Raw genomic sequence first — 13,781 nt, 5'->3', positions numbered from 1 at the left:
TCAGGAGGGTGGGTTTGTCGTGGGCCGCGTCGGCGGCGCCAACGGCCAGGCCGCCTTCGCCATCGCCATCGATGGCCTCGGAGGCGTGAGCGTCGCCCAGTACCTGTCGCTCGCGCATGGCAATACGAGCAGCGCCAACGAGGCGGTCAACCTCCTCGGCAAGCTCGAGGTGTCCTACAGCGTCACCGACAATGACGGCGACACCGTCACCAAGACCGTGCAGATCGGCGACAAGATCCAGTTCCTCGACGACGGCCCGTCAGCCGGTGCGAATGACCTCGTGCGCCTCGACGATGACGCGCTTGCCGGCGGCAATCCCGGCGGCACGGGCGATGACGCCGATGCTCAGAATACGTCGGGCACGCTCGCGCATTCCTTCGGCGCCGACGGCGGCACGATCTCGTGGTTGACCAATGTGACGACGAGCGGCGGGGCGACCGGCTTCACCTATGAGAAGTCGGGCGACGACCTGCTGATCAAGCAGAACGGTACGACGGTCATTACCGTGACGCTGAACCCGGCGAGCGGCGCCTACACGGTGACGCAGAACGCGCCGATCGCTCACCAGCCGGGCAATGACGAGAACAACCAGAGCTTCACGCTGACCTACCAGGTGAAGGATGGCGACGGAGACACGGCCAACGGCTCATTGACGATCAATGTCGACGACGACGGCCCGACGCTTGCGGCGGGCACGGCGCCGGTCACGGTCAACGAGGACGATATCGCGAACCTGCTGTCGGTGGGCACCAGCCCGAATGACGGCACGGGTGACGGCTCCTCGACCGATCTTCTTGGTGCTGCCACGGCGTCGGGCTCTCTGGCTTCGACGGTCTCCTTCGGCGCCGACGGCCCGGCGGCGGGCGGCGGCTTCTCCTTCACCGGCGATGCGGCCGCCGCCATGGCGGCGCTCGGCCTGCAGTCGAAGGGTGGGGTGCTGAGCTTTGCGGTCGTCGGCAACGCGCTGATCGGCTATGTCGACAACGGCAACGGCAAGTACAACGCGATCGGCGACCGGACGGTGCTGAGCTTCACGCTCGATTCGCACGGCAACTTTACGTTCCGCCTGTATGACCAGCTCGACCATGTGAAGCCTGCGCCCGGAAGCGCGGACGAGAACACGGATCTGGTCGCAAAGGGCGGTTCGATCAACGCCATCGACTTCGGCTCCGTCATCAAGGCGACCGATGGCGACGGCGACAGCGTGACGCTCACCGGCAAGGCGAAGGTGACGGTCACCGACGACGTGCCGGTGGTCAATCTGGCCCTGACGAACAACAGTGTCGTGCACGACGAGACGCCCGGCGCCCAGAGCGGCACGAACGATCTCTCCGGCATTCCGGCCGCATTTGCGCAAGCCCTGTTCTCCGGCGTCGCCAACAAGGGCGATGATCCGGATGTCGCGGGCTCGGGCGCGATCGGCTATGCGCGCAACGTCCTGTTCACCTACTCCTCGAACACCGGCGCGGACGAACCGGGCTCGAAGACCCTGGCGCTGCAGATCGTCGGCAACGATGGCGTGCTGTCCGGCCTGAAGACCACGGCGGGCGACGACATTCGCCTGTTCCAGGAGGGCGACCTTATCGTGGGCCGCGTCGGCGGCGCCAACGGCCAGGCTGCCTTCGCCATCGCGATCGATGCCTTCGGCGGCGTCAATATCGCCCAGTACCTGTCGCTCGCGCATGGCAATCCAAATAGCGCGAACGAGGCGGTCGACCTCTCCGGCAAGATCCAGGTGTCCTACAGCGTCACCGACAATGACGGCGACACCGTCACCAAGACGGTGCAGATCGGCGACAAGATCCAGTTCCTCGACGACGGCCCGACCGCCGGTACGAATGGCCTCGTCCGCCTCGACGACGACGCGCTCGCGGGCGGCAATCCCGGCGGCCCAGGCGATGACGCCGATGCGCAGAATACGTCCGGCACGCTGGCGCACTCCTTCGGCGCCGACGGCGGCACGATCGAGTGGCTGACCAATGTGACGACGAGCGGCGGGGCGACGGGCTTCACCTATGAGAAGTCGGGCGACAACCTGCTGATCAAGCAGAACGGCACGACGGTCATCACGGTGACGCTGAACCCGGCGAGCGGCGCCTATACGGTGACGCAGAACGCGCCGATTGCCCACCAGGCGGGCAATGACGAAAACAACCAGAGCTTCACGCTGACCTACCAGGTGAAGGATGGCGACGGAGACACGGCCAACGGCTCGTTGACGATTAACGTCGACGATGACACGCCGGTGATCGGAGCGCCAGCGGCGGGCAATCAGCTTGTTAACGGCCAGTTCACGGATGGTGTCTGGAACAGCGAAAGCTGGGGACAATCGTCGACCAATGTCACAGGATGGCAGATCGAGGGTACGACGCCAGGCCAGACGGGTGTGCAACTCGAGAGAATCGACAGCGGCTATCTTGGTGTGTCCACCAGCAATGGCGCGCCCATGGTCGACCTCGCCGCGACGCCCGGCAATGTCGGCATTTCACAGACGGTCGCCCTCGTGGCTGGACAAAGCTATACGCTGAGTTTCGAGTATGGCGCATCCAATCCAGCCAGCGCAGGCCTGGATGTCTATTGGAACAACACCCTGGTCGCGCATTACGCGCCGGGAACGACGATGACCACGGCGACGCTCAATCTGATCGCCGACGGAACCTCGAATACCATCCGCTTCGTAGAGACGGGACCGGGAGATAACACCGGCACTTATCTGGCAAACGTAGATTTGCATGCGAGCGATCCGACGCTCGTCGAAACGACGCAGAGCGGTGGTTCGAACGCATTCGTCTCGCAAAGCATCGTGGACGCGCCGCTCTACATTAACTGGGGCGCCGACAACGCCAACCCGAATTCCGGCCCGAATGACCGCGACGTGGTTTTCGACCCCAGCTTGGACGGCGCGACGCCGGCCGGCGTCATGTCGAACGGCTACGGCATCCGCTACGAGCTTTCCAATGACGGCCACACGCTGACGGCCTACCGCTACGACGGCACCAACTACATCACGGAGAAGGGCGGCGTCTGGATTGGCTCGACACCACCGGCCAGCGCCCTGATCTTTACCGTAACGCTTTCAGACGATGGTTCGGGAAGCTACAACTTCACGCTGAGCAATAATCTCGACCATACAGGCGCGAACGGAACCTCGTTGCCGCTTGCCTTCGACTTCGTCGCAACGGATTCGGATGGCGACAGCGTCGGCGGCCACTTCACCGTCAACGTGATCGATGACACGCCAACGGCCGGCACCGCCGGGACCGGCACCGTCGATGAGGCGGGCGTGCCTGGCGCACAGGTCGTGAGCGCCTCGCTCGCCATCGACTGGAATTCTGACGATGGCGCGGCCAAGCATATCAACTTCAAAGACGGCCTCGCGGGCCTGCCGGCAGGCCTGAGCTCCGGCGGAAACCCACTCGTCTACCAAATCGTCACTGACGGTCAGGGCAATGACGTGCTCACAGCCTATAAGACAGGCGAGAGCGCGGCACAGCCGGTCTTCATCGTGGCTTTCACCGAAGACAACGCCACCTATACCTTCACGCTGTTCCAGAACCTCGATCATGCCTCCGGCGGCGGTACAGATTCGCTTGCGATCAGGTTCGACATCCGTGCAACGGACAGCGACGGCGATGCGATCGACCAGTCCTTCACCGTGAATGTGACCGACGACGTGCCGACCTCGAAAGGCACGCCGGTGTCCGCCAGTGTCAGCGAGGCCGGCCTTCCCGGTGTCCAGTTCGGCTTCGAGTCGCTGAAGATCGATTGGGGGGCAGACAAAAAGGGCGCGCGCATCGACTTCGCCACCGATGTCGGGGGCCATCCCCTGCACCCGACGGGGATCACATCCGACGGTGTCGCTCTTTCCTACGAGCTGCGCACGACGGATAGCGGCGAAAAGCAGCTGGTCGCCTTCAAGTCGACGGAGACGATCGATCAGCCGGTCTTTATCGTCGCCCTGAGCTCACCAGCGAATCCGACCTACATCTTCACGCTGTACCAGAATCTGGACCACGTTACCGGCGACGGCACGTCACTCTCGCTCGGCTTCACTGTGGTCGCAACCGACGGCGACGGCGATACGATCGAGCAGAGCTTCACCGTTAATGTCGCCGACGACGTGCCGATAGCAGTCGCAGACGACCCGGTGTCGTTCGACGAGGATACGGGTACCCACGGCGGCAATGTCCTGGATAACGACATCCAGGGCGCCGATGGCGCGACTCTGACCAAGATCAGCTTCGACGGCGGGACCAACTTCCATACGATCGCCACCGAAGGTGTCAATCAGGGCGGCGGCGTCTACGCCTTCACCGTGCTCGGCGTCGGCGTCTACACCTTCGACGCGCAAGGAAACTGGACCTTCACGCCGAACGCCAATTTCAACGGGACGGCGGATTTCTCCTACATCATCACGGACGGCGACGGCGACGAAAGCGATCCGCACGTCGGCAACACGGTATCGATCACGGTAAATCCGGTGAATGACGCGCCGGTGATCACGGTCCAGGCGGGAGACAGCGACCACCAGTCGCTGACCGAGACCGATGCCGGGCTGACCACCAGCGGTACGCTGAGCGTCACCGATGTCGATGGCACCGATACTGTCAATGCCCAGGTGCTCTCGGTAACCGCGTCTGGTGCGGGCATCCTTAGCCACGTCACTCTGGATCAACTGAAGGATTTCTTCCATCTCGGGACCAATCCGGTGATCGGAAACGGTGCCACGGACGGGAAGATCAGCTGGTCGTTCGACTCCGGCAGCGAGGCATTCAATTTCCTGCCCAAGGGCTGGCAGTCGGTCATCAGCTACACGATCGAAGTCTCCGACGGCCAGGGCGGCACCGCTCAGCATGTCGTCGAGATCAAGCTCACCGGCACCAATGACGCGCCGGTGATCACCGTCCAGGCGGGCGACAGCGACCACCAGTCGCTGACCGAGACCGATGCCGGGCTGACCGCCAGCGGTACGCTGAGCGTCACCGACCTCGATGTGCCCAATACGGTCAATGCCCAGGTGCTCTCGGTAACCGCGTCTGGTGCGGGCATCCTGAGCCACATCACTCTGGATCAACTGAAGGATTTCTTCCATCTCGGGACCAACCCGGTGATCGGAAACGGTGCCACGGACGGGAAGATCAGCTGGTCGTTCGACTCCGGCAGCGAGGCATTCAATTTCCTGCCCAAGGGCTGGCAGTCGGTCATCAGCTACACGATCGAAGTCTCCGACGGCCAGGGCGGCACCGCTCAGCATGTCGTCGAGATCAAGCTCACCGGCACCAATGACGCGCCGGTGATCACCGTCCAGGCGGGCGACAGCGACCACCAGTCGCTGACCGAGACCGATGCCGGGCTGACCACCAGCGGAACGCTGACCGTCACCGATGTCGATGTCCCCAATACGGTCAATGCCCAGGTGGTCTCGGTCACCGCATCCGGAGCGGGCATCCTGAGCCATGTCACCCTCGATCAACTGAAGGACTTCTTCCACCTCGGGACCAATCCGGTGATCGGAAACGGTGCCACGGAAGGAAAGATCAGCTGGTCGTTCGACTCCGGCAGCGAGGCATTCAATTTCCTGCCCAAGGGCTGGCAGTCGATCATCAGCTACACGATCGAAGTCTCCGACGGACAGGGCGGCACCGCTCAGCATGTCGTCGAGATCAAGCTCACCGGCACCAATGACGCGCCGGTGATCACTGTCCAGGCGGGCGACAGCGACCACCAGTCGCTGATCGAGACCGATGCCGGGCTGACCACCAGCGGAACGCTGACCGTCACCGATCTCGATGTCCCCAATACGGTCAATGCCCAGGTGGTCTCGGTCACCGCAACCGGAGCCGGCATCCTTAGCCATGTCACCCTCGATCAACTGAAGGACTTCTTCCACCTCGGGACCAATCCGGTGATCGGAAACGGTGCCACGGAAGGAAAGATCAACTGGTCGTTCGACTCCGGCAGCGAGGCATTCAATTTCCTGCCCAAGGGCTGGCAGTCGATCATCAGCTACACGATCGAAGTCTCCGACGGACAGGGCGGCACCGCTCAGCATGTCGTCGAGATCAAGCTGACCGGCACCAACGACGCGCCGGTTCTGACGGCCGATACTCTGTCGCTTTCGGATACGTCCGGTATCGACGCCGGTGTGGCGGCTCCGTCGGGCAATGTTCTCGCCAATGACAGCGACCCCGATGGCGATGCGCTCAGCGTGGTCACCATCCAGCCGCTATCGCCGAACGGGCAACCCGTCAGTTGGGTGTCGGCAGGCACTGACGGTGTCGCCCACGGCACCTATGGCGACCTCATCATGAAGGCGGACGGCACGTACACCTACACCCCGAATGCAGCCTTCGACGCGCTGAGGGCAGGCCAGGAGGTCGACGACGTCTTCAAATACGGCGTGCAGGACGCCAACGGCGCGACCAGCACCTCGACGCTGACGATCCACATCACCGGTGCCAATGACAACCCGACAAGGCCGACCGACACAGACACGGCTCCCAACACCGTCGCCGAGAATGCTGCAATTGGCACCGTGGTGGGCATCACGGCGCACGCCACCGACCCAGACGCAGGCGACACGGTATCCTATACGCTCACCAACAATGCCGGCGGCCGTTTCGCGATCGATGCGACGACCGGTGTCGTGACGGTGGCGGGCGCCCTCGACTTCGAAACGAACGCCTCACACACGATCACCGTCCAGGCTTCGGACGGGCACGGGGGCACATCGACGCAGGACTTCACGATCGGCGTATTGGACGTGGTGGAGAACGTGCCGCCGACAGCCATTGCCGACTCTGTTTTGGTGCACAAGACTAACGCCAGCGATTTCATTATCCCCGCGGCGGCCCTGCTTTGGAATGACACTGATCTGAATGGCGACAAGTTGTCAGTCGCCTCGGTGACGTCGAACGCCACGTTGTCCGCGGATCATGAGCGCATCACGTTCAAGATTACAGGCCCAACCGGCTCATCCGACTCGTTCAACTATAGCGCTACCGACGGAGTCAATCAGACAGCCACGACAGCGACAGTAACAAGGGTCAATGCTTTGATCGGAACGTCCGGGAACGATATTCTGATCGAAGCCCAAGGCAATGCGAACATCCAGGGGGGACAGGGCAATGACGTCCTGGCGGCAACTGTCGCTGGATCGCATGTCCTTTATGGCGATGGCGTGCAGGAAAGCGCCAGTGACGGCAACGATCTTCTCATTGGTGCCGACAATTCATCGAACTCTCTTTATGGCGGCGGTGGCGATGATCTACTGATCGGTGGAGCCTTCGCCAACAACGCCATGTATGGTGGAAGCGGCAACGACGTTCTCAGGATCGCCAACAATAGTAGCGGGAGCTACGATGGAGGCTCAGGGACCGACCTGCTTGATTTTTCAGAACTGACTTCGGGCGTTACTCTGACCTTGGTTCAAAGTTCTTTGCCAACGAACTTCAATGCCGGAACGACTTCGGGAAGTTACACGAACATTGAGGGCTTTATCGGCACGTCGTTTGCGGACAATTTGACCGGTTCATCCTTGCACGACACGTTGTACGGTGGTGGTGGCGACGACATCCTGAACGGTGGCGCCGGTAACGACACCCTGATCGGTGGCAGCGGCAACGATATACTGATTGGGGGTACTGGTTCTGACACCATGACCGGCGGCGCCGGAGCCGACACTTTCGTCATCGGCGCCGACTCGCTCAACCTCAACATTCACGACATCATTACCGACTACAACTCAGGCGAAGGCGATGTCCTCGATCTGAGCAAGGTATTCGGTGCCTTGGGTGCCGGGGCTCCCGCCAACGCAGCGGACGCGTTGAGCCTCGTACAGGTCAGCACCGTCGGTGCGAATACCTCTGTGAAAGTCGATGCGGACGGGACCGGTCCGGGCACGAACTTCGTGGAGGTCGCGACGCTCACCGGCGTCCACGACACCATCAAGATCCTGTACGACGACAGCCACCAGACGACTGTCCACACCACGCCTTGACAGTGACGGCCGGGAGCTTGCTTCCGGCCGCATTTTCGCTAGCGTGACAATCACTGCATTTTGGGGAGCGCGGATATGAGGGGACTTGTCAGGAAATTAGCCATCTTGGCGCTGCTGGGGGCGGCCGTCGGGCCTGCCCTGGCTGCCGATGTGATCGTCGCCGAGCAGCCCCCATACTGCGCCGACCACCAGTCGATAGCCTTGCTTGTCGACAATGATGTGGTCAGCCTCAAGCAGGAGGTCGCCCGGCTCATGGACGAGGCGATCGCCGTCAGCAACGATCAGCGCTGGATCTATTCCAGCCGGCCGGTCTTCGTCTGGGCGAACGAGGCCAAATATTCCTGCGGCAAGGCATATGGCTACCTGAAGGCCAGCTATCGCGACGAGCAGAATCTCAACAATTGCGGATGCGCGTATAGCCGCATGCAGAGCTATATGCATTGAAGCCGATTTGGTTGCTGCTTCTTGCGCTCGCCTCGACCGGCTGCACGTCGGGGAGCGGGGACAAGAATGTTTTCGATATGCGGGCCGCCACGCCCGCACCTTCGGTGAGTTCCCCGCCTCACTCTGCCGAAACGAAGATCGGATCCGGCTCGGTTCGGATCGCGACCCTCCTGCCGTTCTCCGCGACCGGTGCCGTTGCTGAGCGGGCCCGTGACGTCAGGGAGGGGGCGACGCTCGCCGTTGAGCATCTCGGGAAAGACGTGCTGACCGTCACGCTGGAGGATTCGTCCGCCGGAGCGAAGAGCGCGGCGCTGAAGGCGATGGGCGAAGGCGCTGCAGCCATCATCGGTCCATTCGAGGCGCCAGCCGCTGCGGATGTCGCGACGATAAGAGGCGGCAAGCTCTCGCCCATCTTCCTGCTGGCGGATGGCGTTCCCGGGGCGGCGAGCATCTATGATGTCGCCCTGCAGAACGGTGTCAGTGCGGCGGCCGGAGCACGGGCGCTTGCCAAGGAGGGCGCGCGCAATTTCGTTCTCCTCGCTCCGGAAGGGTTTGGTGCTGCCGCGACGGAGAAAGCCGTCGACTTCGCAGCAGCCGATCACGGCGGCCGGATTGTCGCAAAGGCTCGCTACTCGCAGGATCGAGCCTCGGTGTTGAAAGCCGTGGACACGGTCTTTGCGGTGACGAGCTCGCCGGATGCCGTGATCATAGCCGGTGGCGCATTTGACCCGGCGATGATCGTCGAAGCAGTCAGGGCAAAGGGCGGGGCAAGGATCAAGATCGCCGGGAACAACAGCTGGCGAGCTTCCGATCTCAGCAATCCGTTGTTCAATGGAGTCCTGATCGCAGATCTCGACGAGGCCGAATTGAGCACCGTGGCAAGCACCTTTCGCGCACGGTTCGGCCGTGAGCTCACGCCGCTCGCGGCCTACGCCTATGACGTCGTGGCGCTCTCCTCGGGCATCGCGCGGGCGCTCGGACGCGACGGCTTTGCCCGCGTGATAGTCGAAGACGGCAAGGGATTCAGGGGAGCAACCGGCACTTTCCGTTTCCGCAGCGACGGCAGCTGCGATCGGCTGCTTGCGCTCTATCGGATCGACAAGGGCCGCCTCAAGAAAATCCAGCCACCTCCCGCAATATTCTGACTTGGCGCATCGGACTGAAAACTGTTGGGGCAGCGGTTTTCAGGCAGACGATGCGGAACGAAGAGCTGCAGCGGCGTTGCGGCCCTACTTGAACGCTTGCCGCTCAGTAACATCCGGGATCCCAGCCTGACTGGTCGGCCGCAGAGATGGGTCGCAGTCATTGACATGTGCGCTGTCGATCGATCACGACTTACGAACAACCTGGCGATTCGCCAAAGGCGTGGGTAGTTCAAATGCGCTTCTTTCATGAAACTGAAGCGGAACCGGGGCGAGGTAGAACGCGGCTGACTTGAACAGGAGCCGGCCCGTGGTGCATGAAGAATCCCAAAACCGAGTTCGAGCATGGGGATATATTGCTCGAGTAACGTTGATGGGGACAGCGATCAGCCTCGCCTTCTCGCTGCTGGTCAATTACCTTCTTCTCTTCAGCGACAGTCTTACCGCCTTCGTACGCAGCGTGATCGGTGCAGCCGTGCTGCCCATCATGATTGGCGCGCCGCTGTCGTTGGCACTCGGCTACTGCTTGCAGGAAATCCGCCGTCAGCGGAGAGAACTGACGCACTCCGCATCCCATGATCGGGTGACCGCGTTCTTCAACAGCAGTGCCTTCGCTTCAGTGGTCGACCTGAGAGCGGCCGCCAAGCCGAAGGCGGGGCCGCGACAGGGGGCATTTCTGATCATAAATGCCGACAATCTCAGGGCGATCAACATGCGTTACGGCTTTGGCTGGGGCGAAGAAGCACTCCGCCTGATTGCCGCGACGATCCGCTCATCCGTCCGAAGTGAAGACATCGTTGGTCGCCTTGGCCCTGGCGAGTTTGGCATCTTCTTGCCTGGTGCGAGCGAGAATAATGCGCGCTCGGTCGGCGAGCGCATCCGGGCCGGGGTAGCAGGCGTTTATTTCGCTCCAAACCAATCGGTCGAGACTGGCGATCAAGGCATGCTGTCTGTCAGGGTAGCCGGCGTGATGTTCGAGGACGCACTGGAATTCCAGGAACTATACCGCGTCGCCGAGCAGCATTTGAGCGGCACGCAGGAGGCCGGCGAAGTCGCGATTGCCCGAATGCCCGGCAATCCATCGGCGGGTCAGGAACAGAGGCCCGCTCACTGAGAAGGGAGCGTCTGTCGGGCGGCTGCAGCCACTTGCCGCCGCCTCTTGCTGATGGGAGGGCCGCGCTGGTCTGGCAGCACGTCTATCTTGAGCTCAGATGGAGCTCCTTCTATGCCGTCAGAGCTGCGATCACCTGTTGGTGCGGATGATTTGCCATCTGCCGTGCATCGAACGGCCTGTTTCCCCGATCATCGTTGGCTCGGCCAAGATATGCCTCGCGCGCATAGGTCAACACTTCCGTCATTGGCTCCGGCAAATGAGGCATCGCCCATGTTGCGGCGGTGTCTTTGGCAATGAACTTCCCCGTGGTGGCTGTCTGCCACCTCCGGGCGAGGGTCAGCATCATTCATTGTTCTGCATTCGAGAGTCATTGCCATCCCCCCACGGCCCTGCTGGCCTCCCGGCCGCAAGGGTCGTGAGGGAGTTGCAGCGTTGACGCCACAGACGCTATCGACTGGACGACACAAGAAGCATCATCGGCCGTTCCAGTTCTTCCTCCAGCGCCGGGTTTTCCCTGATCTGTTCCAGCGTTGGCGCGAACTCATCCACGGCTTCGATGGCAAATCCGGCGCGTATCAGCGCATTGAGGGTGGTGCCGATAGTGCGGTGATATTTCACGACGCCTTTGGCAAGCCAGTCGGTGCGGCGCTCCCCTTCGATGGAATAGCGATTCACTGGCCATGCCTTTCGCCCGTCTTCATCTTCGATCCAATTCGGATGGGCGGCGGCCATGAAGATCGGGTGCTCGATCGAGAACACAAAATGGCTGCCCGGCGTAAGCGCCCGATGGATCATGCGAGCGAGCCGGTCGAAGTCGCGAATGTAGTGGAACGTCAGGGAACTGAAGGCGAAATCGAAAGCCGCCTCCGGAAGCTCGACTGTCTCGATATCCGCAATTCGATAATCGATTTCAGTGTCGGCGGTAGTCTCCCTCGCCCGAGCGATCATGTTCTCGGACAGGTCGATACCCAGGACCTTGTCGGCGCCGCTTTCACGCAGCCAACGTGAAACCCAGCCGAAACCGCAGCCGAGGTCGACGGCACGTTTGCCCGCGACATCGGGAAACATGGCGCGCAAGCGCGGCCATTCGGGGGCACCGGCAAGGCCATGCACCTGCCGTGGAAGCCGGCTGTAGCCTGAAAAGAAGTCGGGATTGTCGTAGATGTTTTGTGCCAAGGTGAACTCCATCGAACATGATGGGACGAAGCACAGCTCATGCGGAAAGCCTCGTCCACGAAGGGGCGAGGCCCAGATATCGTTCCGCAAACGACGTTAGAGCGGTCGACATCCCGGCATCCCGCCTTCTGGGATGCCGGCGAACCGGGAGACTATGTGAGTGTCCTGCTCGACCATGCCTCGACAATGTTTTGCGACGCCTGGATTGTCAACGCCTTGTTCAACGCCAAAATCGATGTGAAGCGGCGGCGCCGGACACTTAGCTGCACCTGGATTCGCTGGGGTGACGCGGTTGCCGCGACCCTTGCGCCGGATTTCGATGCCCTAGCCGGATCTGATGTGGCAGGGCATCGAAATCCGGCGTTTCCTGAGCGGCCGCCACCCCGCCCATGAGCGTGCCGACGAGATGCGAGCCATCGGAATTGCACTGTGATCGCGCGAAAATGGCGGCAGATAACTTGAACCCAGTCTCTCTGAATGTGATCCCGAAACGGATTATAGTCTCAGGTAATCTAAGCCATAGCGGCATCGACACTACGACCCGAAGCGGGAAGCTGCTATTCGGTCTCCTCGCCAGTTTCGCTGAGTTTGAAACGGCGCTCCGGAAGGAACGGCAGATGGAGGGCATTGAGTCGGGTTTTCGGGCACTCGCAGCATGGATCACGGTGGCTCGTCTATTCACGCTGTGCCCGGCCCGCGCCGTGCGGCGGATGCATGATGGTTCAGACCTATTGGGAGAGCGACATGGCATGCTTTGCCACAGGAAAGTTGATTGCTGCTGCGAGCGCCGTCGCCTCATGCCTTCTGACGTGCGTTGCTCAGGCGGCCTCATGCGGCAACGGTGCCGCCGGGTTTGAACAGTGGAAAGTGGGGTTTGCCGAGGAGGCAGGGGCCGCCGGCGTCAAGAAGAAGGGCCTTGCGGCGCTTGCCGGCGCGAAATACGCCGCAGGGACCATTCAGGCCGACCGCGCCGCCAAGAAGGCTTTCAGCGGCTCCGTCGACGACTTTATGAGACGACGCGGTGGCTCCGCGATCATTTCCAAGGGCCGTTCGCTCAAGAAGGCGAACGCAGCGCTCTTCGACAAGGTCGAGCGCAACTACGGCGTGCCCCCCGGGGTGCTGCTCGCCATCTGGGGCATGGAGACCGGCTTCGGCGCCTCCATGGGCAACCAGAACACTGTTTCGGCAATCGTGACGCTCGCCTACGATTGCCGCCGCCAACAATTCTTCGTCCCGCATGCCATCGCGGCGCTCAAGCTAGTCGACAGCGGCGCACTGAGTGTCAGCTCGGTCGGCGCCATGACCGGCGAGATCGGCCACACCCAATTCCTGCCCGGGAACATCCTAAAATACGGTGTCGGCAGCAGGAACCTGCGCGACAAGAATACCGCGCTGATGTCTACGGCCAACTTCCTTAGGGCGCACGGCTGGCGGGCCGGCGGGGGCTATCAGGGCAACATGGGCGCCATCGCGGCGTGGAACTCCGCGGGTGTCTATCAGCAGGCGATCGCCCGCATAGGCGCGGCGATCGACGGCAACTAAATAGTCAGGTCTGGACTTCGGTGCAGACTGCAAACCAATCTCCTGCGAGAATCATCGCGGGAGTGTCGCCCCCTTCATTGATCTGCGAAACACGGGGTCAAATGGACGCTTACTGTCAACGGCCCATCCGGTCATTCGCTCTCATGCTGTCGGTGATTGAGGAGCGATCGCCGGGCATGCCGCCACGGGCATCGCGAGGCAGCCCTAAACGCAAAAAGCCCCGCTTGTGCGGGGCGTTTTTGGTTTGGTTGCGGGGGCAAGATTTGAACTTGCGACCTTCAGGTTATGAGCCTGACGAGCTACCGGGCTGCTCCACCCCGCGTCACCGGCAAGACGTCGGTGTTTGCCGACGCAATTCAGGTTC

The 13,781-nt window shown here is 61.9% G+C and carries 8 protein-coding genes and 1 tRNA gene; 6 read left to right on the top strand and 3 right to left on the bottom strand.

The window, feature by feature from the left end; all coding sequences use genetic code 11:
* The 4 genes from SAZ10_RS33265 to SAZ10_RS33250 form a co-directional block, all read left to right on the top strand.
* The coding region (locus SAZ10_RS33265) for a DUF5801 repeats-in-toxin domain-containing protein (RefSeq protein WP_318613848.1) at positions 1–7,999 on the top strand (7,999 nt) is incomplete at its 5' end.
* Between the two features lie 75 nt (positions 8,000–8,074).
* Positions 8,075–8,443 (top strand): hypothetical protein, encoded by a 369-nt coding sequence (locus tag SAZ10_RS33260; RefSeq protein ID WP_318613847.1) that lies wholly within the window; start codon positions 8,075–8,077, stop codon positions 8,441–8,443.
* Complete coding sequence (locus tag SAZ10_RS33255) at positions 8,440–9,588, top strand: ABC transporter substrate-binding protein (RefSeq protein ID WP_318613846.1); 1,149 nt, start codon at positions 8,440–8,442, stop codon at positions 9,586–9,588. The genes SAZ10_RS33260 and SAZ10_RS33255 overlap by 4 nt, the downstream gene beginning before the upstream one ends.
* A gap of 370 nt (positions 9,589–9,958) precedes the next feature.
* Positions 9,959–10,699: a GGDEF domain-containing protein gene (locus SAZ10_RS33250; protein WP_318613845.1), complete on the top strand. Its 741-nt coding sequence runs from the start codon at positions 9,959–9,961 to the stop codon at positions 10,697–10,699.
* 109 nt (positions 10,700–10,808) lie between these two features.
* On the opposite strand, the gene SAZ10_RS33245 is transcribed toward SAZ10_RS33250, so the two are convergent.
* Both SAZ10_RS33245 and SAZ10_RS33240 read right to left on the bottom strand, forming a co-directional pair.
* Positions 10,809–11,045, bottom strand: a complete 237-nt coding sequence (locus SAZ10_RS33245; RefSeq protein ID WP_318613844.1) for an aminoglycoside adenylyltransferase domain-containing protein — start codon at positions 11,043–11,045, stop codon at positions 10,809–10,811.
* A 101-nt stretch (positions 11,046–11,146) separates the two neighbouring features.
* Positions 11,147–11,875, bottom strand: coding sequence for a class I SAM-dependent methyltransferase (locus SAZ10_RS33240; RefSeq protein ID WP_318613843.1), 729 nt, complete (start codon positions 11,873–11,875; stop codon positions 11,147–11,149).
* A 389-nt stretch (positions 11,876–12,264) separates the two neighbouring features.
* Between SAZ10_RS33240 and SAZ10_RS33710 the strand changes: the two genes are divergently transcribed.
* Entirely contained in the window at positions 12,265–12,732 is a 468-nt protein-coding gene (locus tag SAZ10_RS33710) for a recombinase family protein (protein WP_412535347.1), read from the top strand.
* Complete coding sequence (locus SAZ10_RS33230) at positions 12,620–13,417, top strand: lytic transglycosylase domain-containing protein (RefSeq protein ID WP_318613842.1); 798 nt, start codon at positions 12,620–12,622, stop codon at positions 13,415–13,417. Before SAZ10_RS33710 ends, SAZ10_RS33230 begins: the two co-directional genes overlap by 113 nt.
* A 245-nt stretch (positions 13,418–13,662) precedes the next feature.
* Here the strand turns inward: SAZ10_RS33230 and SAZ10_RS33225 are convergent.
* Positions 13,663–13,739, bottom strand: a tRNA-Met gene (locus tag SAZ10_RS33225).
* Positions 13,740–13,781: the final 42 nt, after the last annotated feature.

The organism is Mesorhizobium sp. BAC0120 (assembly GCF_033542235.1).
GTDB lineage: Bacteria > Pseudomonadota > Alphaproteobacteria > Rhizobiales > Rhizobiaceae > JAWRCU01.
This window is presented reverse-complemented; position numbering and strand designations above follow the sequence as displayed.